Here is a 20,926-nt window from a genome sequence, read left to right as displayed (position 1 = left end):
GAATAGTCTAATGAAAAAAAAAACCTTTCAGGTTGGTAGCCTAGCATTAATGTTGATTGTAAGTTTTATTTCTTATAAAACATATGTTTATGATAATGAAATACAAAATATTGAGTATAGAATTGAGCCCGAACAAGATGCTCAAGTTAAAAATAATGAATCTATGATTTCAAAATCTTTAGAAAATGGAATAACAAATAATCAGAACACGCAAATTGAGAGTGAAAAACAAAAGTTTATGCCTGTTAATAATTCAGATACTTTTATGATGTCTAATCACCCCATAACAAAACAAGAAAATTAAGGCATATGTATAGTTCACAAAATTTTATTAATTGAGCATAAATCTAATAAGCTATATCCAGATTCATGACATAAAAAAGCCCGACATCCTGTTGGGCTTTTTCGTATTGGTTAGTTTAGCAGAGCACCTATCTTGCCGCCGATCCTTGTGCGATTATTTATTTTTATTATACGGAACGTCTTGTTCTCTTATGACTTCATGATATTGAATACCATGACTTGTGAAAATCCGAAAAATCCCTAAATTAGGATGCGCTCAGGCTTACAAAATTGGTTGATTTTTCCACAAGAGTTGTCCGCAAGATTGTGGACAATTTATACAAGAGGTAGTTTGATAACACAGAAAGAATGACAACATGGCTAATATTTAATCAACTTTATTGATAAGAAGTATTAAAATTGTCGAAGCATTTCGAAAATTTTGAGTATCTTTATTTAGAACTACAGCTAATCTTGATTTTTGGAACATCTTCGCTAAACAGTAGTTTAACTTCTCTCTTGGCTTTTCAGGTAGTCGTTGACTTTAAGCTTTTGTACTCTAGCTGCTCATGGTTTTTTTTACAAAGTTCACAAATACGGTTAGATTCAACTTATCCTTGTGACTCTACTTATTTAGACTAAGCATTAGTTTATTGTCTTTAGTTATATTCTTCATATGCCCTACTTGCTATGCTGTAGCTGACCAATAAGATATTGTTTGATAAATAGTGTTATTAATAGCTCTATTTTAACAACTTCATTTCCAAGAAGATTCCTGTATGTTCAAAACCCATCTTGGTATAAAAGTTTATTGTTTTATCTGTTTGAATACCTGTTGCCGTTCCACATTGAATCCAATCTGCACCAGCTTGTTTAGCCCATTCTTTAAAGGCTGTGATAAGCATATATGCTGCTCTACCACCTCTATTATTAGCTCTAACAAATAAGCAGTAATCGAAAGCCATTAGTGAGTCTGCTTGCCATTCTTCTTGTAAGCCACCAACAAATACACCAATGATTTTATCGTTGTCATCTTTAACGACTAACACACAGCCTTGTGTTGGAAAAAGGATTAAAGCTTGAAGTTGTGTTTTGACTTTATCTAAATTGACAGGTCTTTTCTTGTAGTTTGGAGATTCATTCCAAAATTGAACTGCTATTTCTAACAGTTCAGGAATGTCTAAAATTCGCGCGTGTTCTATTCTGTACATTGTTCCTCTTCAATAATATCTTGAAAAAAATCAAGATAAAGTTTCGTTCTTTTATATATCACTTTTGGTTTAATACTTCCTGATAATGTGACAGGTGTTTGATCAGGTTCTTCATCAATAAACCCAATGGTTTGGAGTACTTGATTTTTCGATGTATTGTTAGACGTAAATGCCATTGTACTTAACGTCTCACCTGCTCTAGGTAAACCATGCATCGAGTATTTACTTACGGCATTCAAATCTTTTTGGATTTGATCTAAAACATGCCTGTTTAACTGCTCTATTACATGTATATATTCATATAATTTCTGACTTTTAATCTTTTTCTGTACATACTTTTTAAAACCTCTAGCTAAATACTCTGCCTGCTTTTCTAAGAATGTTTGTTCTAGTATTTTAAATATTTCAACACCTAAACGTAAATTTTCTGGATTTTCATTGAAAAATTTATCTATCTCTTCCTGATCAAACTCTTCAGTTTCGAGAAAAGTTTTAACTTGAAGATAATAAAGAGCTTCATTATTTTTCTGTGCATATTCCTTAATTTCAGCAATGGAATTTTTTACAGCACTTCCCATTCCAGCAGAAAAAGTATCAGCAATACCTAGTCCTACATGTTTTGCTGTAATTTTTAATAGATCATATCTACTCATTGTTTTAACTCTTTAATTATCTGAAGAAAATTATTTTATCTGTCAATCATATTCACTTCTAGTACTGCTGCTGTTATGTGGAATGGCAACGGTTCATCTTGTGATATTTCTAATTTGAAATTGTCGTATGTATTCCAGCCATCTAAAGAAATTCTCTTCTGACCTGTAAATTGTTTTGGCTTATCTAAAGCTTCTTCATCAAACTCTTTCAGCTCTATCATTTCGCCATTCTCTTTAGGGTTGATGGATTTGTACATATAAAGGTTTAAATGATCCACTTTAAATAAAGCAGGATTCGTTGTTGTTGGAGCTTGGCTTAAATCAGGAGGAAGTAGGCTAACTTTAGCTGTGAACTTTCTACCTATAATGACCTCTTCTACTAAATCATCACATTCAATATGAATCGTATCCCCTTCTCTATGTAAGATTGGAATAGCGTAGGTATGTGTTGCGTCTTTATAGTAAGCAGCGACATTCTCACCAAGTATGTTGATCAATGAATGCTTTACCGTACAGCCGTCTTCCGTATGCGTAACTTGAGTTGTGATTGCTGTATCCAGTAATAGACTTTCTTTTAGCTGTTCAATTTGTAGTAAGCCATCTCTGTTTACTAGAAAATAAACTTTATCAGCCCCTGTAGTTGATGGTAACGATGCAATACTAATTACATTCCCACCTATGTCATGTTTAGCCCATGCGATAACTGACTGCTCTCGATCCAGTGTTAGCGTTGCTAGTTTTCCATTGTTCATAACAATCCAAATGACTGAATCTGGCTCTTGTTGGTATGTCATCTCTTTAAAGCCACCACCATCTTCACCAAGATGTGATGCTAATACTGATAGCTCATTCGATACTAAGCCGTCTTGTGCATAGTCATAAACAAGTGTGCGGATTCGTTCTGCACCACGCTGTATAAATAGAAGCTCACTCCCGACCTTAATTGGTTTAATGGTTGAGACAATTCCATAAGCTGTGTGTTCTAAGATATTTGCATTCGTTGGACTCAGTGAGTCTTGAGCATTAATAGTTAATTCAGATCCACCACAGAAAACGACGATTCCTCTACTCTGACTAAGATGTAGGACGTTTGATAATTGTTCTGAAGACGCAGCTACAGTAAATGAGTCACCATCTAATGTAGTTGTCAGAAAGTTAGATTCATCACCTGTACGGCTCAACCAAATATAGTTTGGATACTTACTTGATCCAGCTAAAACTAAACGCTGTTGAAAGTATGTGATGGCTCTAGGGTAGCCAAAAGTTTCGTTAAAGATAGGTTCTTTGATTGTCCAAGATCGAGCTATAGCTTCTACGTTTGCACTTAGTTTGACTAGAATCTCACCTGAAACTTGAGTCTGTGAAATGAAGCGGTCTACTCGAATTACGCCACTATTTACAAAGATATATTTACCAACAATAGATGAGTTAAAAGCAGTTGCTTCTTCAATTGAAATCTTCTGCCAGTAAACAACTTCTGTGTACGTCACTTCTCCAGTATCAGGATCTGTTGTTGAAGCATATTCATCTTTAGGCACTTGGTTCATGTGATCTACTAAGCATCTGTAATACTTAATAGAAGGTCCAGCGACAAGCAAATAACAGATATCCCCTACCGTGTATTGTTTGTTCGTTGCATGAATTGCATAGATTGATGCTGTTAATGTTGTCGTCTTGCCTACATTCATTTCTGTAGATTTAAGTGATAGCGCAGGCGTATATGTGTCTTCTAATGGAGGTACTGAATAAGTGAACTTATCAAACGCCCAATTTGTAAAATCTTCTGAGCATCTAATCCAAGATACTGGATGATTACCATGTACGAGCCAAAGGTTATAGCGACTCTGACAAAAGTTAATGTCTTTGATCTGTGATGCTGTGTATTGAGTTGAGAAGGTCTTAATTAATGTGCCTTCCGTACTCAGAATATTGATTTAGAAAGGTTTGAAGACTACAAGAAAGTTATTACCGTGACTGACCACAAAAGGAATGATTCGGATTGCATCTTGTTCAATTCTTAATAGCTCTGTGCCGCCACGTTTCTTGATACCTCCTTCAATTATGGGAAGCATATTCTCTACAGATTTTGCTCCATTCTTAAATTGGTTTAGATCGGTGCGCATCCAAATTAATGGGCTTAACTCTCCTGAAGTGAAGTTATTCTTTATTAAATTGATCTTAGCCATATCGTCTCGTTAATGTGTAATCTTCATCTTTGAAGAACTGCATACTCAAAACTTCCTGTCCCTGAACTGCTTTCGATTGTTTGATTAGGTCCTGACATTGGATATAAAAGGACTCCCCTGCTCCTTGAGATCCTGTAATTGGTTTAGCTACTTTAGAAGCCAGATATAAAATTAGGCATTCAATAAATAGTGAATCGAAGGTTTCTTCGTTTGCGTTATAGAATACGAAAATGAGTTCGATACTTTCTGTATTTGTGAGTAGTCGATCTGTCTCTTGCACATAATCATCTGTGCTAACTGAAATGATTCTGATTAGATCGTTTGGAAGTTGGTATTGATACTCATAACCGAAATCAGGTTTCTGAGTTAATGGTGATAGTTTGATTCGCTTAAGTTGCGAAGTTGAATGGATGGAGTCTAAGTAACGCTTTACGTGATGTGTCATACATACCTTTCATACGTTTAGCTATACTTGTTTTTTCGTCAAAGCTTGTAATGCTATCTGACCCGATCAGGCTTAAAGCTTGATTGCATATATCAATTTTAGTTGTAATGTAGCGTCCTTAGTTATTTTTATTATTAGGTAATGAAAGCTCCCTATCCTGTTAAAGATAAAGAGCTTTATATTATTTAATTAGCTTTATTAATAGAGCTATTAAACTTTAAAATTGAAAGCAACTACTTTCTTTTCATCCGAGCGAACAGCTCCAATAGCCTCAACGTGCCCAATGCTATGGAAACGGTTAGCTGTCTCTACTTCTACGATTTTCAATGGTGAAATTGAGTTCGTTGCTACTTCAACTGCTGAACGTACATAAGCAACACCAGTTGCAGATAAACCATCTGCAGCACGAATCCCTTCATAATGAACCCAGTTAAAACCTAAGAAGTTACTGATCTCACCACGTTGAAGCATCTGCCCAGCTAAATAATCAGCACTCGTAAGAGTCGTATCTGCAAGTAAAACATTTAGTAAGCCAGCATTGTAAGTTACGTAAATATCTTCTTCACATTCGTTTTCCATGAACTTAGTACGGATGTCGATAAGAAGTTGTTTAGTGATTGGAGCTGCTGCATCACCTAAGATTTGAGAAGCAGGAAGAGCTACGTTTGTATAAGTTTCTGTACCAACTTCTTTACGAGCCACTGTACCAATTAATGCGTTATAAACTACTTTATCGACCTTGCGATTCCACTTGCTATGTAAGCGTTGTAATAGTTGGTCTTGTGGTTGTGCTTTGAGTTTATAGAGGTCCTGAATAGCCAAACGTGTGAAGTTCGGGAAATCACTCATTGTTCCTAAACGAGAAGCAAATGAAGCATCTGTATATTAAGTATCACCGAAACGAGTTAATGTATTGAACTCATCACCTAAAGTACCCATCTCGTTAAGAGTCCAAGACGTACCAGTGATAGATCCGATATTCGTTACTGTTGATAATAGTTTTGATTCTTTCTGCTCCAATAGAGCTAAATATGTGTCTGCATACTGTTTAACAAACACACTATCAATAGTGTTATATGACATTGTTATTATTTTCCTTATTTTTATTTTATAGATTTATTAATAGAGCTATTATTAGCTCTTTATTATTGTTGTGATTCGTAGAGCTAGTAGATGTCTCAGTTGTCCGTATGGGCTGATGTATGTGATACCTTTCCTATGCTCTACATAAGGACTTGGGTATGGCTTAAAGCTTTATCTGAACGCCACTTCAGGAGCTATTTGTTTATCGTCTTAGGCTGTTGTAATACGAATCGATCTGAGCTTTCACTGACTTATGTTCAGGATGGCGAGGATCGAAAAAGGCTTCACTACGCATTAAAGAAGTAATGTCTGTACTAACTGATGTACCGTTATTAATTGGTCTATCTTCTGCAATCTGTGAACCAAAATAAGCGAGTGCTTTAATTACATGAATGTTATTGCCGATACTTGGATCGTTAATGTGTTCTTCAGATAAGCCTGCTGATTTAGCTGCTCGAATAGCTGAGAAAATATTAGATTCATAATCATTTCCCCATTCTGATTGAAGTGACTGGATAGTTGAGTCCGTATCAAACTGTGAACTGTTAGTAACTAGATTGACCGCACGCTTGTCGTACTCAGATAGTAGGAAGTCGAGTTGTTTATTTGTTATCCCATGCTTGTGTGCTTCAGATAAAAATTGCTTATTTGATTCGTCTGCTTTGAAGTATTCAAAGTCAAAATCCTCTCGTTCAATCTTATATTCATCTGCTGATTTAGGAGCAACTTCACCAGTTCCGACTTTCTTCTCTAAGTAATTATAAGAATCTGAAAGCTTCGCTACTGTCGCTTTATAATCTACTGATCCATCTTCTGATACCACTTTAAACTTATCAGGAATAGCTTTTTCATTAGAGCTATTATTAACTGTACTTAACACAGTCTCTGAAGCTGTATCTTGTTCATTAGATTGTAGTTGTTCTACATTGTCTGTCATTATTATTCTCTTTTTTAAATCTTGTTATTTGTTATGTTCAGCTTCTTTAATACAAGCCAAGATGAAGTCAATGACATCTTTCTGACCACAGTTAAATGCTGTCTGTGTAGCTGAGTCTTTATCAAATATAAACTGTGCATGAAAGGTAGCGATGAGTTCATCTAATACCTGTATGCCTTCATTACTTGTAAAGACTCTTTGATATTTATTGCTGTTCAAACATTTCTCCTAATTGCTCAGGACTCATGTTCTTCGCTTGATCTTTTGCTATGTCCATTGCTGTTTAGCCAACTTCTGACATTACTGCCTGCTGCTGTTGCTGTTGCATAGCTTGTTGTTGTTCTTGTTTAAGCTGTCTCAGTTCTGCTATCTCATCTGATGTACGAATTGCTTCTTTAGGTACGTTTAATCCATCTGCCATGATTTGTACCATTGCATCTAGGTTAAGGTTGTCTAAGACTGTCTGATCAATTGTTGCCATTTGACCTACATTCAACATTAGTTCTTGAGCTGATGTTACCCACTCAAGTTTTTGTGAAGCAGCCATCGGGTTTAAGAAATTAAAGCTTATACGTGAAGCTTGCATTAGCTCTTCAGGTGCTGGAGGTAGAACACCAGATCTCATTGCTAATCCCCAACATCTTTCTAATAATGTTTGAAGATACTCAGCCTGCATTCGACTAAAAACGCTTCCTAGTTGGTTACGATATACATTCACTCTTGCTTGTATTTCTGTCGCTGTAAGTGGTGCTGAACCTTGTGGTGTGAGTTGGTCAGACATCAATGTACGTTTAATCTTAGCTTGGAAGTGTTGTAAGAAATCTAAGCCCATACCAACCGTTGATGAACCTGTATCCAGTCATTTAATAGAGTTATCAATAGAGTTAACAGCGATGATAGCATTAGGGCGAATACGAAGTGTATTAGGGTTTACAACGCCATCATGGGCTGCTAGCCACAAACCGCCCAAATTAAGTTCTGCTGTCTGTAATGAGAGCTTCATGAGCTGATTAGTTGTCTTAACGTCTGCTAGAACCATACTTGCCATTCCTAAGCCGTATGGACTCTCTGGGATCTTTCTAAATCTACTTACTACACATGGGAACTCTTCAAATCCTGACTCTTTTAAGATGTATTTGGATTGAGCTTCTATTGTGTATGAAGCGAAAGGCATTGCTTTACCTAATCGTTTACCTTCATCACCTTTGATGTATTGCTTATCTCTTGGGAAGATTGCTTGAACAAGTGTGAACTTCTGATCAGGTTTCTTTTCTACTGCAGCTTTAACTTTGTCTGAGACATTGTTAATACCAAACTCAGTTACGATTTGCTCGGCTGATAACTCGAACTCTCTGTAGATTGTATCGATCAACCCATTCGCCTGAGTTGATGAGATATAGCAGTTACCTATTGACCATGTATGAAATGAGAAGCCACCTTTATCACGCTGAGTATCAACGTATAAAACAGCCCATCCAGCAACAATTAGATCTGTTAGAAAGTCTGTTACTTCACTATCAAAATTTGAGCTGTGTATGTTGCGGAAGATAAAATTATCTACTGTATCGAGCCACTATTCGCCTTGTGTGAGTTGAGAGGGTTTATCTATGCCTGATGGTACTGATTTGAACCATAAGCTAACAGGTGATGTTGTGCCGCTATAAACGCTTGATACTAAGAGTTGAATACCTTCACATGCTGTTGTGTCGTATAACTCATTTCTTGCTGTCTTACGTTCTTGTTCTAGTCCAGATGATGTTACGTCTTGGAAGGATTGTTGTCGTTCAGGTGCGCAATATTTATAACAATCACGCCATGTAGCTTCATGCTTTACACGTTCAGATTTAAGTTGAGAGAGACGCTTTAATATTTGTTGTGCGTTCAATCTAGTTAAGTTCCTGTTTTCGTATTACTCGAATTGTTACTGCCAGTGTTTTGGTTTCTTTGCATCATGTTTCCTAATGCTGAACCTTGATTAAATAGGCTACCCAGTACAGAGCTTTGTTTATATTTACGTCTCGATGCTGTGTTTTCGTTAGCTTCTTTCTGAGCCAACTCTTTAGCCTTACGTTCAATCTCTTCGGCTGAATCCTGCTTTTGAACTTTTGGTTTTGATCCCATTGTTATTGTTCCTATAGTTATTATTTTGATCTGCTGTTGATTTTGCAAAATGCGTGTGCGCATACGTGCGTGTAGGTATATAGAAGGGCAATCTAATTCTTCATCTAGCACTTGGATCTATGCAGTCTTTTCTTTAATTATTATTGTCTTTGTACTGTAGTCGTTGTATTCGTAAGTGATTAAATGTCTCTTTTTTAAAAGTTTTATATGTCTGTTTTAAATACAGATCTTATTTATTTTTATTATAATATTAGAGCTATTGTTAGAGCTATTAATGTAGCCTAGAATAGAAAGAGAAAAACTAAACTGAGCTAAAAGGGGATCTGATAGCCTACCTAAATAAGCTATGAGTTAAGGATGGAATAAAGGATATATAAATGACTGACCTAGTTTTTATTATTAATCTTATTCAGCCTAATTCGTTCTAAATAAGTAATGTGAAATATATCACAATTTTATAACTTTGTTAAGTTCCAGACACCATATATAGTATTTGTGTTTGAGAAAACCATTATATATTGTGTTTAATGAACTAACGAAACTAATCTGACATCATGGCTTCATATTTAATAAGTAAGTACTACTTGGCTTCTCAAGTGGTGTATTTCTGCGATAGATTCTGCCTATCTCTTCTTCATGATCAGCACATACAAAATCATTTTTGTTCAATTCAAGGACGTCATCTTTTAAATCATCATCTAATTCAGTAGGTTCTAAATATGAGGGGGAATAGTGCCCATACTTTTTCATCACATCGTTAAAATGTACCTGCTTTTCGTGTACATATAGGATTGCACAATTTAAAAGCATACTTTTCTTTAGGTAGTCTTTTTTATCTTGCTCAGTCTTTTTAGTTTCATATTCAGCAAATAGATCCATCTTTTCTTTTATGATATTTACTTTCGTCTCTCCATGAAAAATATTCACCTCAAATATCGTATGCATATTTGCTTTATGATCTTTTAAGCTTTCATATATAAGAGCAGATGCATTTGTTGCTGCAATAATTGGCAATATCGAAAGGACTACTGTTCTTAGTTTCATCTTATAAGTTCTTGTAAAGTTTCAGATAACTAAATATAGCATTCAGTTTATAAGCTATTAAATAATATTTTAGGCTGATGGTAGAACTCATTCATTTATATGGTTGTCCCCATATACTTCATCCTTGCATGAGTCTTCTGTTATTAAATTACGCTCCATCGTATCGTAGACTGTTGTTAGCATGCCTTCTGCTATTTCCTTAGCTTCATGTGCAATTTGTAAATCGTTATAGAAGTTGGAGACTGTGACCATATCTTGTAGATTGATAAGCATTTTGCAGAGCTGAAACGAAAACTCCTGCCTATCGTTCTCTATATTATTTTTTGCCAAGTCTTTAGCCAGATTAAAGTCACTTAGTAGGCTTATAGAAATCCTTTTAAATTGTTCCTGTCTTTCTTCAATAATAGATTCATCTGCCACTTTTTCTGTTTCTGCTTGTACTGTTGATATATTAAATAAAGCTAAGAGAGTGAGTAGGGCAGTTATTAGTTTCATTTAGTTAATTCAACTTTGGACAATAAGATTTGTTATCGTCTATTTTAATCATCATTGATATAGACATACTTTTGAAGGCTTCGACTGTTCTAAATTCAAACCAAGTGTCACCATTGTTTTCTTTCAGTCTATTTTCCCCCATTTCAATAATTCGATCAGTTGTCTGGACGAAATCACAAGCCAGTTTCACCTTCTCTGGTGTACTTATATCTATTACATCATCATCACTTATGATCGAATTTAAAATTTTAAATCCTTTCGTTATTTCATTAATCATTTGATACAGATATTTCATTTCTGCTTTTGTACCTTGAGGTAATTGTTCTCTAGCATGAGTACTTGAAAATAAGCAGAGTGACAGTGTTAAAAGAGCGATCTTTATTTTCATTTTATAAATTGTTGTAAAGGCTAATATAATTGAGTATATCACTATCATTTCTTACTGATGATGTGCTTCTTAATTTTTTCAAAATTTTGTAATTGAATCTGTCTACATGCTTCCATTTCATTGGTATCTAGATTTTTTAAAAATTTAGCCATTGCCGTTATATCTCTTGGGTCTGAAAATTCTTTGTTTGTTAATACAAATTCAGCTAAAGATAAGTTAGCTGTAAATTTGTTACATTCTAAAAGCTGTGTCTGTTCTTTATTGCTTTCCACTTTTATCATCTCCATTGAGAAGAACTCAGACTTACTTATCCAACTATAGTAAATATAGTCATACTGCTGTTGATTATTAATTTTTACAGGTGGAAGGTAACCATCTAATGGTAGTGTTTTATTTGCATAAGTACAGATAGGTAGAAACATTAAAGCTGTAATTAATATTTTTTTTATCATTTGATTAGTAAAAGTAAATTAGAAGTTAACTCAGTATAGCATTCTGTTGTTGAGCCGTTGAATGAGATTTTAGGCTTATAGTGATACTCATTCATTTCTGTTTTGAACTGTACTTCCATGTCATAAACTGCTGCTGCCGTATCAGGTAGCTCTAATAGAATCTCCCATTCGTATGGCATTGAGCGGACTGTTCCGTATCGCGTAAGGATGTTGTTCATTGTTATGCCGAGCTTGTAAAACGTCTCTTCTTTGTTCCAGCATCGTACTAAGTAGAAGATTGGTTGACCGCCATTCAGTACAACTTGGTCTAAGAAGGACTGTCGCTTGCAGCCTTTAATTTTTATTATTTTCATGATCTATTTAGAGACCTATTAACAGGTCTTGTAATTGGTCATGTAATTCTTTATATTGTGTATGAACGTTCAGTTACTGACGTTTTTTGAAAACATTATTCAGCTACTAAAATTATTTTTTAGCTTATTTAGTAGTTCAATTATTTGACTATTAAATCTTTGAGTGGAGAGGCTTTAAATATGAATCACATCGTTCACAGTCGGTTTGTGGCTAGTGTTTCAGATCTAAAGAAGAATCCAATGGAAGTCGTAAGTCATGGGTTTGGTGAAGCTGTAGCTATTCTGAATAGGAATAATCCTGCGTTTTACTGTGTTCCTGCTGATATGTACGAGAGACTGATGGATTTAATTGAAGATAAGGAACTTTTGAAACTAGCAGAACAAGTCGATACTGAAGAAACAGTAAAGGTGTCAATTAATGACTTACGAGCTAGAGTTCGCAAAAGCAGCTCTCAAGAAGTTTGATAAATTAAATCCTCAAATCGCTGACCAATTTATTCGTAAGTTGGAAGCAATACTAGAGAATCCAAAGATACCTAAAAATAAGCTGAGTGGATCTAACGATCTATACAAGATAAAGCTTAGGTCCGCAGGATATAGATTGGTGTACCAAGTTATTGATGACAGGGTAGTGATATTAGTCCTTGACGTTGATAGACGGGACACCATCTATAAGAATATGTAAGCTAGATTAGCCCTCAGTCTCTGATTGTTGGGCTTTTTTAGTACGTGGCTTTCTTGTTTTTGGAAGGACAGGTACATGACCATCTGCTGTAGTTTGAAGGTTAGCTTTGACTAAGTTAATGCTATTAACTTCTAAGCTGGCTTCTAAAGCATTGCTGATACCAGATTTAAAAGTACGGATCTCAAAGTCTTCAGGAGTTTTAAAGTACTGCTCAGATACAGAGAAGGGGATAGTTGGTCCATTTAGGATAAGTTGTAGCTTTGTCAGATCTGACAGTTCAGGGTTAAAGTCGTTATAAGTTGCTAATACAAATTTCTTTTTGTTGGTAATGATGAATACTGAATACATATTTTTTTCTTAATTTATGGTTTTATTTATTATTTTTTGATGTCGCTTTCATATAAATATTATTTATAGAAAGATGACCTTTATATTATATTTTTTATATTTATCAATCTTTCTATAACTTTAAGTAATAAGAAAAATATAAAGAATAACGAATACGACCCAGTAGGGGAGTATGAAGGTATGAGAAAGAAGAAAAGTTTAAAAAGATATGAGAACGACTGTAAAGAGTTCGATATATCGTTAACATACTCTTCTTTATTTCTAATAATTTTATAATATTTATTAAATAGTTATATGTATTTTTTTATAATTTTCTCTTTAAGATAAATTTGAAAATAAGCCCTAAAAATATGACGTTTTTCAACCTCCCAAGACAAGATTTTGTCTTCCCTTATTTTATAAGGACTTTTTAGTTATCTTTAAAAACAGATGAAAGTAAAGGCTTTATAAAGATAGTATCCAGCTCGAAACATTACAAAGTATAGCCGAGTGAAACGAGAGCTATGCTGAAGTAATTGTTTGAGCAACCAACCGACTTCCAGTATTAGTTACACAATGAGAGTTACAGAGGGCGGTCAGGAAATGATCACGATTAGGTGTTGCGTAGGTGTATGTATGTGGCTACTAGAATACTTATTTTTTGTTTTAAGGTTTTCTGTTTTTTCTTAATTGTTTTCAGTATCTTACAAACAAGCCAAGACAAGGATTTGTCACAGCTTCATTAAAAACCCTTTATAAATTCACTTTAATTTGTGTATCAAATTTAGGCGAAAGCCGTACTATTTCTAGGATCAACTCAAGACTGAAATCTGTCTTACTTATCCACAGTTTTAAATTTAAAATAAAACAAGAGTTTAGCAGACAAAATAAGGATTTTTAAGACAATAATTTCGTTTCAAGACAAATACTTGACATGGTTTGTCTTGGATTGCTACAATCTGTCTCAAGAGAGGAGTTCTGTCTTTACCAGACTTCTACAACAATCAAGAACAAAAGGAAAATAAAACGTGCAAATGGGAAAAATTAGCACCGTGTTTAAAGTATATGACGCAATGATGGGTAGCGGTAAGACTACTCAAATTATAGAAAACATTAGAACAGCAGAAACATCACAAAACTTTTTATATATCACTCCATTACTTGATGAATGCCATCGTATTTCAGGTACAAGTTATGATGAAGATGATCACTTAAAACGTCCATTGATTACTACAGAAGACGATACCAGCGTACATTACGCTTACCTGCCAGATGCACCCCTTAAAGATAAACGATTCAAACATCCATCTTATAAAGGCGGTAACAAAGCTGAAAGCTTACAGTACTTGCTCAAAAACAAAGAGAATGTAGTTAGTACACACCAGCTATTTATGAACTTGACTCCTGCAATGCTTGAAGATGCTAAAGATTACGTCTTAGTTATCGACGAAACAATTCAGGTTTATGACGTTTATGCCGAATATACAGCGACTGAATTAGAAGCATTGTTCCGTTTAGGATGGATCAAACTAGATGATAGCGATAATGTTACCTTACGCTTCCAGCGTGAAAACTTTGGTGATAATGGCGGTGATCCAACAGGAACAAAATACGAAAATCTAGCAACTATGTGTGATCTTGGTCAGCTCTTATATGTGGACCAAAAGCTGATTGTTTGGGAATTGAGTATTGATACCCTTAAAGCTTTCAAAGAAGTTTGGATTGCTACATATATGTTTGAAGGTTCGCAAATGAGTGCGTATCTGAAGTCTTATGGAGTTGATTATGAATTAATTCGTTTTGGTAACAAGCCTTCTCAGATTAAAGAATTGGTCACTATTTCAGACGACAAATTTATCAATGATATCGGAACGAAAAAAACAGCCTTAAGTTCTAGTCAATTTAAGACTAATAAAAAGGCTTTATGTGAGCAGCTATCTAAAAACTTAGATAATTACTTCCGCAACAAAGTTAAAGCTAAGAAAGGGGATCGTTTATGGACTTCTTTCAAAGAAGGTCATTCACTAATTGCAGGATCACGCTACAAAGATGAATGGTTAGCATTCAATACTAAAGCGACAAATGAATATAAAGACAAAACTAACTTGGCGTACCTTCTAAATCTTTTCCCTAACCCTATGGTGGTTAAGGCTTCAGCTATGAAAGGCTTCCCAGTGAACGAGGATGTATTTGCGCTTTCAGAAATGGTGCAATGGATTTGGCGTTCAGCTATTCGTGAAGGTAATCCAATCAATATTTACGTACCGAGCGCACGTATGAGGGATCTATTAACTCGTTGGATGAATGACGAATTTGAGAATATTGTTGCAGTTAAGACTGAACCTTACGTTCAAGCTAAAACTGAACAATTAGAATTAGTATAGGGGACTAAATGTTTACTAATATTAAAACAAAAATATTTCTATCAGTATTGGTACTTTCTAGTTTGATGGAAATAAAAAATCAATGGCCTAGTCCTGATATGTATGCTGTCTAGTCAAGCTATATTGTTGCAGGGATTTCATTTACATTATTGGTAGCAATTTCAGGTAATAAAAAAATTTTATTACGAATGGTTTAGCAAGAGTATTCACTTCATTAGAAAGGCATTTATTTTAAAGATTGATATACTTTTACCCCTGTTTCCTTAATTGGAGCAGGGGATTTTTTATGCCTTGATAATTTTTATTAATAGTTTTTTCAATTCACATTCGTAAGGCATGTATGCAGTATCATATTGACTATATATATTATCAAAAATATCCAAAGAACTTTGTGTATTTGGTAATTCAAAGTTTTCAAATTCATTTTTCATATTATTAGTAATTCTTTTTCCTAGAAGATCCTCAAGTAACTCTAATTCTAGTTTCATGCTAAAAACCATCTGTTGAAGTTTCTTGATAGATTGTACTAGATCGGAACTCATATTCATGATGTCAGTATCAGGAATTTCGAGAGGCGTGTGATACTTGGTAATAACTGAATGATGATAATGACTTATTTCAGTTAAATTCTTCCATATAGTTTGAGCTGTTTCTGATAAAATCTTTTTATTATGCTGTTCTTTCCATATATCATAATAAGCGACAATTAGTACGATTGAAGCTGTTGCAGTACTCCATGCTAATGTAGTTGCGAGGGCAGTACCTTTATCAATTGCTATATCGGATATATAGCTTTCAAAAAAAAAGTAACCACATACATTCATTGCAACAATCAAGACTAAAGACCAAATCATAACTATTCCCTCATTTTTATCTCTCAATAATACCTTATCCAATTGTCGAATATAGAAAAATTATAGTTGTTGTTACTGTTTTATAGGATTAAAATAGCTCTATTGTTGAAGGTATTAGAGCATAAGAAAAATGATTGTCTGTATTGCAAATCAAAAGGGTGGAGTTGGTAAAACAACCCTTGCAACTAACCTAGCTGTAGCATTAAGTAAAAAAGGGGACACAGTTCTTGTTGATGCTGATGACCAGCAATCTGCTGTTAAATGGTCAAAGCGTAGAACTGAAAACCTTATTGATACTGAACACCATAAAGGCGACTTGAAAAAAGTACTGATTGACCTTCAGAAGAAGTACAAATATGTGGTCCTAGATGTAGCTGGGCGTGATTCAGAAGAGTTCCGTAGTGCTTTGCAAGTAGCAGATAAGTTGATTGTACCGACTCAACCAAGCCAAGCAGACGTTGAAGTATTGCCATTCGTGTTGAAGATGTTTAACACATTCCAGAAGGTCAATGAAAAGCTTGAGCCATTTATTGTAGTAAATAAAGCCCCTTCAAACTCAAAATCTACTGAAGTTGCTGACTCAATCGAACTGCTTCAAACCTTACCAAAATTTAAAATCCTGAATACTGTTATACGTGACCGTAAGCAATTTCGTGATGCTTCAGTACAAGGCTTGTCTGTATTGGAAATGGGTAGCTCGAAGGCTAAAGACGAATTCAATGAGTTCTTGGTGGAGATTCTATAATGAGCAAGCAGAAAGCTAAAATCGGCTTTGGTGACGACCTTGACGAGATTCAATCTAACCCTGAAGCCACATTAGAAGACGTAACAGGTCAGCAAGTCGAATATACACGTAACCTGATGTATAAGATCCTGCTCACGCCACATACAGGCGAAGTAAAGAAGCGGACACGGAAGGATCATGGACGCTTAGCATCTGTGCCTTTGTACTATGAAGAAGAAAAAGTATTGAAGGAAGCGGCTGGATTCGTTGGTGAGTCATTGAATGACTTCATTCGTGATGTTGTGTTGAAAGAAGCAAGACGTGTCTTAGGTGCAGAAAAATTCAATGAAACGATGAATAACCCACTTAACCAGACGAAGGTTAAGTTAAGTGATGAAGAGCATTTAAAACTCAGTGAGCAACGTAAAGCTGAACGTGAGAAAAATAAGCCAGCTTCAGATAAGACATATAGCGTATAAAAAAAGCTCCTTCTGGAGCTTTTATAATTTTTGTCTGAAGCTAATTTCCTGATCATCGAGTTTTGCATCATGTTGAGCCAGTAATAAATCAATTTTAGCCACATTCACAACACCTAATAATTCATCAAATCCACGGACATCATTTGTTTATGTAATTTTTGTTTTAGCTTCCTCGTCATCCCCTTCAGGAACATAGCCTTCAAATTTCCTGATGAAAAATAAGTTATATAAGTATTAAGTCGATAATGCCCTTTGTACTGTAGCAACACCTACTCCAAACCTTTTAGCCACACTTCTAAATGTCGAGCCATCTTCCAGCATGGCTTTTTGTATTTCTGCATACTCCACCTTACGTTTCCTGCCTTTATACAAGCCCTTTGCTTTGGCTTTTGCAATACCTTCTTTCTGCCTTTCACGGATCATAGAACGCTCAAATTCAGCGAATGCAGCAAGCATTTGAAACATGAGCTTATTCATTGCCGACTGTGCTACATCATGGCTGAAGGCCAAATTTTCTTTATGAAAAATAATAGTGATGCCTCTGTCATTCAAACTATTCACAATATCATTCAGATCATTTGTATTACGTGCTAGTCGGTCAATGCTATGCACATGGACTGTATCTCCATCACGAAGATATTCGATCATAGCGTTCAATTGAGGACGTTCACGGCTTCCACCGCTTGCCTTCTCTGTGAAGGTTTTATGCAGACAGATTCCGTCTAACTGACGTTCGGTATTTTGTTCAGTTGAGCTGACTCGAATATAGCCGACTTGATTAGGCATTTTGTACCGTTAGATATAAGACTTATAGATACGAATTGTACCGAAATTAAATATTAAGTCTATAGGTACGGTTTTTTATATGAATTGATGTGGTGCTAAATTGTTCCGTTAGACTATACTCTAAAGTTACATAATCCGTGATTTACAACAGTGTTTTTATCATGCGATACATAAGTGTCACTTGAATGGCTTTTAGTCATAGCCTGAAGATGAATGATTGTCTATTCCGATGAAAATAGAAAAATAAGTGTATTCCTAAGTCAGAGACGTAGTAAAAGAGAAATGGTATGTATCCGAACTAATAAACTGAGCTAATTAAAGTTGTGAAACATTGATTAAATAATAGTCGTGGAACATGAAGAATCAACAAAAAGGCCCAATCGGTGATGATTGGGCTTTTCACATCAGAATAAGACAATGATTTATATGAAATAAAAAATAGAATTTCGTATAAGGTGTATTATGTTAATTTTAGAGATACTTAATTTAATACCGCGAATACTAATCGAAATATTTAAAAGGTAATTGAATGCTAGATTTAATAAAATTTTTCCCTGAGGATGAAATTACTGTTGGTATATTGCTAGATGGTGAATATGAACGATTCAATTTAAATCTAAGAGATTGGGCTAAAAAAGATTATATTGCCCAATGGAAGCATGCTGCGAAATACTCATTAAAAAATAGAGAGGTTTCAGCTTTTATAAAAAATTATGAAAATGCTCAGCGTCATGTAAAGGTAATTGGAATATATACAATTATTCCTGAAGAGGACACTATTCATAAAAATGACTTAATTTCTGAAGATGGTAAAGATTTTTTTATTACGGAATCTTTTGTTTTTATTACTGAAAATGAAAAAACGTTCATTACAAATAAGTCATTTAAGAAAATTAAGAAAGCTTACGGAAGAACTTTCCCTATTTTTTATTTCGATAAAAACAGAATAGATAAATTCTATTTATATCTATCAGATAGGGTAGAAGGAGTTTCAAGTTGGAAAATAACAGAAAAAGATTTAGAAAGCATTTTAAATCTCTAAAAACTATTCGCCATTTAACATAATGGCTGTTATACGAAATAAAAAAACCTAGGCACTAGCCTAGGTCTGAAATTAAAAAAATACATAAAAATTAAGGCTATAGTCTCAATTTTTCAACTTCGCATAACGTGTATTATGTTAATTTTAGTTTTTCTTTACTTTAAAATGAATGTCTAAATACACTAGAGAATGGTTCTATGAATATGAAAACTGAACCTTGGATTGAGGATAATGATCCCTTAAAGCCCTATTATGGAAAATTGAGTAATAAGCAATATACCGATATTTCTAATATATTTACTTTATGGATTAATCATAAGAATTATATTGATCCTTCAATAATTTCTAAAAATAAAAAATTAAATTTATTAGATTTTTCAAATAGATATAAAGAAAAATGTAATCAAGCCTTATATGAGCTGCTATGTGAGAGCCTAAAGCAAACAGATGGATATCTCTATTGGCTACCTATGAACAATGTAAAGAGTGAAAATATCTTTGCCGCATATTCTCCAGCAATGATTGCTAAGACCCCAATAGAGGCCAAGTATTTAGATTATGCTTCTCGCTCTTTTCTGCAAATGCAAAATGGTGGATATGCCATTGTTGAAAGCAACCTAAATTTTATAGCCCTGGTTATTGATGGCTACTATATGCAGGTAGCATTACATTCAAACTTTATGAATGAGAAATTTCAAGAATATCTCGATAGTTGGAACGAGATTGAAAAAAACCTTGATGAAATTACAGTACAGTGCCTTTCACACGCTCATTCTATACAGTAGAAATTAAAGAGGAATGAAGTATGTAAGCACCCTATTTAACATAATAGCTGTTATACAAAATGAAAAAGCCTAGACACTGGTCTAGGTTTTAAAATTTAAAAAATAAATAAAAATCAGCATCATATACTCTTTTTTAAAACTTCGTATAACGTGTATTATGTTAATTTTAGGAAAACTTACAGAATGTATAATTTAAAGATTATGGTTTGGGTGATCCTTATCTTAGTAATCTTATGGGGAATACAATGGATGTTTCATGGCTTTCCAACAGGAAATTAAAGCTATACATTGATGAACTAGACTTTAGGTAAACATAAGTTAAATTTAAGATACAGAGGGTTTAGGGCGTAATTGTTTAACCCACTCATTCGGAACACCACTAAAATGATCTCTTAAACGATCTTCTACATGTTCAGGATCCCATACAGCAGCACGTTCCAAATCTTTTACTTCTTCATATGTTGCTGGAATATCGATACCTTCAGTTCCATCTTCATAATAAATAGAAATTGAATGATCAAACATATCTTGCGTAAAGAAGTAAACCCTCTGTTTTAAATCGTCATTTAATTCTATATTCCCAATAATATGCCATTTCTCGGATTTAAATGCGGAATTCATGACTGGTACTTTAAACAAAATCGAATGTGATGTTATGAAATTAACATTCAACTCTAAATTTTTCGTCTGTAAATTGTAGAACCCTGTCGATGAGGAGTTTAAAACTATGCCATAGCCATAGCTTAGATTCCCCAAATTAATTGCAATCACATCACCTTCTTTAGTTCTCTTACGTTTTGTTCTTTGTTCCATAATTTCTGATCTTCTTACCAAAAACTCAAATACATTCCTGCAAATAATAAGGTTCTGTCACATTAAGAAACTAGCTTAATTTACTATTGAGCTTTATGGAAGTTAATAGGAATAAACTATTTAACACAATGGCTGTTATATAAAATATAAAAACCTAGGCACTAGCCTAGGTCTTAAATTTAAAAAATACATAAAAAATAAGGCTATAGAATCATTTTTTTCAACTTCGTATAACATGTATTATGTTGATTTTAGCAAAGCTAAAAAGTGTCTCACTTATTTAAATTTTGGAAAATGTAGGCGGTTTATGTCATTTGACTTCGTAAAAATCTTTAAAGAAATTGATCTTCATAAAAATGATCTAGATATTGATAATTTCATGACAACGATCATTAAT

25 protein-coding genes and 1 pseudogene are annotated in these 20,926 nt (G+C 34.3%); 8 read left to right on the top strand and 18 right to left on the bottom strand.

Annotated elements, in window-relative coordinates; genetic code table 11:
• The first annotated feature begins 10 nt into the window (after positions 1 to 10).
• Entirely contained in the window at positions 11 to 304 is a 294-nt protein-coding gene (locus tag B1202_RS15975) for a hypothetical protein (RefSeq protein WP_078191586.1), read from the top strand.
• A gap of 721 nt (positions 305 to 1,025) precedes the next feature.
• Here the strand turns inward: B1202_RS15975 and B1202_RS15970 are convergent.
• The 14 genes and pseudogenes from B1202_RS15970 to B1202_RS15895 all read right to left on the bottom strand — a co-directional run bounded on the left by B1202_RS15970 (position 1,026) and on the right by B1202_RS15895 (position 11,267).
• On the bottom strand, positions 1,026 to 1,493 hold the full coding sequence (locus tag B1202_RS15970; protein WP_078191585.1) for a GNAT family N-acetyltransferase: 468 nt from the start codon (positions 1,491 to 1,493) through the stop codon (positions 1,026 to 1,028).
• Positions 1,481 to 2,146: a hypothetical protein gene (locus B1202_RS16545; RefSeq protein WP_213033265.1), complete on the bottom strand. Its 666-nt coding sequence runs from the start codon at positions 2,144 to 2,146 to the stop codon at positions 1,481 to 1,483. The genes B1202_RS15970 and B1202_RS16545 overlap by 13 nt, the downstream gene beginning before the upstream one ends.
• A 35-nt stretch (positions 2,147 to 2,181) precedes the next feature.
• On the bottom strand, positions 2,182 to 3,693 hold the full coding sequence (locus B1202_RS15960) for a hypothetical protein (protein ID WP_228145184.1): 1,512 nt from the start codon (positions 3,691 to 3,693) through the stop codon (positions 2,182 to 2,184).
• Between the two features lie 387 nt (positions 3,694 to 4,080).
• Positions 4,081 to 4,332 (bottom strand): hypothetical protein, encoded by a 252-nt coding sequence (locus B1202_RS16675; RefSeq protein ID WP_228145183.1) that lies wholly within the window; start codon positions 4,330 to 4,332, stop codon positions 4,081 to 4,083.
• Positions 4,325 to 4,777, bottom strand: a complete 453-nt coding sequence (locus B1202_RS15955; RefSeq protein WP_228145182.1) for a hypothetical protein — start codon at positions 4,775 to 4,777, stop codon at positions 4,325 to 4,327. Before B1202_RS15955 ends, B1202_RS16675 begins: the two co-directional genes overlap by 8 nt.
• A gap of 210 nt (positions 4,778 to 4,987) precedes the next feature.
• Positions 4,988 to 5,626, bottom strand: a complete 639-nt coding sequence (locus B1202_RS15950) for a phage capsid protein (RefSeq protein ID WP_078191584.1) — start codon at positions 5,624 to 5,626, stop codon at positions 4,988 to 4,990.
• Positions 5,627 to 6,062: 436 nt separating this feature from the next.
• The gene (locus B1202_RS15940) at positions 6,063 to 6,797 is read right to left on the bottom strand and encodes a hypothetical protein (RefSeq protein ID WP_078191582.1); all 735 of its coding nucleotides are present in this window, start codon (positions 6,795 to 6,797) and stop codon (positions 6,063 to 6,065) included.
• A 24-nt stretch (positions 6,798 to 6,821) separates the two neighbouring features.
• Entirely contained in the window at positions 6,822 to 7,016 is a 195-nt protein-coding gene (locus B1202_RS15935) for a hypothetical protein (protein ID WP_078191581.1), read from the bottom strand.
• 64 nt (positions 7,017 to 7,080) lie between these two features.
• Positions 7,081 to 8,682, bottom strand: a pseudogene (locus B1202_RS16670) (portal protein).
• Positions 8,683 to 8,687: 5 nt separating this feature from the next.
• Entirely contained in the window at positions 8,688 to 8,918 is a 231-nt protein-coding gene (locus B1202_RS15915) for a hypothetical protein (protein WP_078191577.1), read from the bottom strand.
• Positions 8,919 to 9,470: 552 nt separating this feature from the next.
• The gene (locus B1202_RS15910; RefSeq protein ID WP_078191576.1) at positions 9,471 to 9,962 is read right to left on the bottom strand and encodes a hypothetical protein; all 492 of its coding nucleotides are present in this window, start codon (positions 9,960 to 9,962) and stop codon (positions 9,471 to 9,473) included.
• Between the two features lie 87 nt (positions 9,963 to 10,049).
• Entirely contained in the window at positions 10,050 to 10,457 is a 408-nt protein-coding gene (locus tag B1202_RS15905; RefSeq protein WP_078191575.1) for a hypothetical protein, read from the bottom strand.
• A gap of 4 nt (positions 10,458 to 10,461) precedes the next feature.
• Entirely contained in the window at positions 10,462 to 10,845 is a 384-nt protein-coding gene (locus B1202_RS15900; protein ID WP_143221632.1) for a hypothetical protein, read from the bottom strand.
• A gap of 44 nt (positions 10,846 to 10,889) precedes the next feature.
• The gene (locus B1202_RS15895; RefSeq protein ID WP_143221631.1) at positions 10,890 to 11,267 is read right to left on the bottom strand and encodes a hypothetical protein; all 378 of its coding nucleotides are present in this window, start codon (positions 11,265 to 11,267) and stop codon (positions 10,890 to 10,892) included.
• A gap of 563 nt (positions 11,268 to 11,830) precedes the next feature.
• On the opposite strand from B1202_RS15895, the gene B1202_RS15885 reads away from it, so the two are divergent.
• Positions 11,831 to 12,115 carry a type II toxin-antitoxin system Phd/YefM family antitoxin gene (locus tag B1202_RS15885; RefSeq protein WP_078191572.1) on the top strand — a complete coding sequence of 95 codons (285 nt, stop codon included), beginning with the start codon at positions 11,831 to 11,833 and terminating at the stop codon, positions 12,113 to 12,115.
• Entirely contained in the window at positions 12,069 to 12,335 is a 267-nt protein-coding gene (locus tag B1202_RS15880) for a type II toxin-antitoxin system RelE family toxin (RefSeq protein WP_078191571.1), read from the top strand. The genes B1202_RS15885 and B1202_RS15880 overlap by 47 nt, the downstream gene beginning before the upstream one ends.
• 6 nt (positions 12,336 to 12,341) lie before the next feature.
• On the opposite strand, the gene B1202_RS15875 is transcribed toward B1202_RS15880, so the two are convergent.
• The gene (locus B1202_RS15875; RefSeq protein ID WP_078191570.1) at positions 12,342 to 12,683 is read right to left on the bottom strand and encodes a hypothetical protein; all 342 of its coding nucleotides are present in this window, start codon (positions 12,681 to 12,683) and stop codon (positions 12,342 to 12,344) included.
• Positions 12,684 to 13,696: 1,013 nt separating this feature from the next.
• On the opposite strand from B1202_RS15875, the gene B1202_RS15870 reads away from it, so the two are divergent.
• Positions 13,697 to 15,046 (top strand): hypothetical protein, encoded by a 1,350-nt coding sequence (locus B1202_RS15870; protein ID WP_228145187.1) that lies wholly within the window; start codon positions 13,697 to 13,699, stop codon positions 15,044 to 15,046.
• Between the two features lie 284 nt (positions 15,047 to 15,330).
• Here the strand turns inward: B1202_RS15870 and B1202_RS15865 are convergent, their stop codons facing one another.
• On the bottom strand, positions 15,331 to 15,900 hold the full coding sequence (locus B1202_RS15865; RefSeq protein WP_078191569.1) for a hypothetical protein: 570 nt from the start codon (positions 15,898 to 15,900) through the stop codon (positions 15,331 to 15,333).
• Between the two features lie 130 nt (positions 15,901 to 16,030).
• On the opposite strand from B1202_RS15865, the gene B1202_RS15860 reads away from it, so the two are divergent.
• Positions 16,031 to 16,645 (top strand): AAA family ATPase, encoded by a 615-nt coding sequence (locus B1202_RS15860; RefSeq protein WP_078191568.1) that lies wholly within the window; start codon positions 16,031 to 16,033, stop codon positions 16,643 to 16,645.
• A complete protein-coding gene (locus B1202_RS15855) occupies positions 16,645 to 17,103 on the top strand; it encodes a hypothetical protein (protein WP_078191567.1) in 459 nt (152 codons plus the stop codon). Before B1202_RS15860 ends, B1202_RS15855 begins: the two co-directional genes overlap by 1 nt.
• A 234-nt stretch (positions 17,104 to 17,337) precedes the next feature.
• Here the strand turns inward: B1202_RS15855 and B1202_RS15850 are convergent, their stop codons facing one another.
• A complete protein-coding gene (locus B1202_RS15850; RefSeq protein WP_078191566.1) occupies positions 17,338 to 17,889 on the bottom strand; it encodes a recombinase family protein in 552 nt (183 codons plus the stop codon).
• A gap of 529 nt (positions 17,890 to 18,418) precedes the next feature.
• On the opposite strand from B1202_RS15850, the gene B1202_RS15845 reads away from it, so the two are divergent.
• Positions 18,419 to 18,931, top strand: a complete 513-nt coding sequence (locus tag B1202_RS15845) for a hypothetical protein (RefSeq protein ID WP_078191565.1) — start codon at positions 18,419 to 18,421, stop codon at positions 18,929 to 18,931.
• A gap of 203 nt (positions 18,932 to 19,134) precedes the next feature.
• A complete protein-coding gene (locus B1202_RS15840; RefSeq protein ID WP_228145180.1) occupies positions 19,135 to 19,716 on the top strand; it encodes a hypothetical protein in 582 nt (193 codons plus the stop codon).
• A gap of 324 nt (positions 19,717 to 20,040) precedes the next feature.
• On the opposite strand, the gene B1202_RS15835 is transcribed toward B1202_RS15840, so the two are convergent.
• Entirely contained in the window at positions 20,041 to 20,529 is a 489-nt protein-coding gene (locus B1202_RS15835; RefSeq protein ID WP_078191563.1) for an immunity 26/phosphotriesterase HocA family protein, read from the bottom strand.
• Between the last annotated feature and the right edge of the window lie 397 nt (positions 20,530 to 20,926).

Source organism: Acinetobacter amyesii (assembly GCF_002018365.1).
Lineage (GTDB): Bacteria > Pseudomonadota > Gammaproteobacteria > Pseudomonadales > Moraxellaceae > Acinetobacter > Acinetobacter amyesii.
Note: the sequence above shows the minus strand (reverse complement) of the source record. Positions and strands in the feature narration are given on the sequence as shown.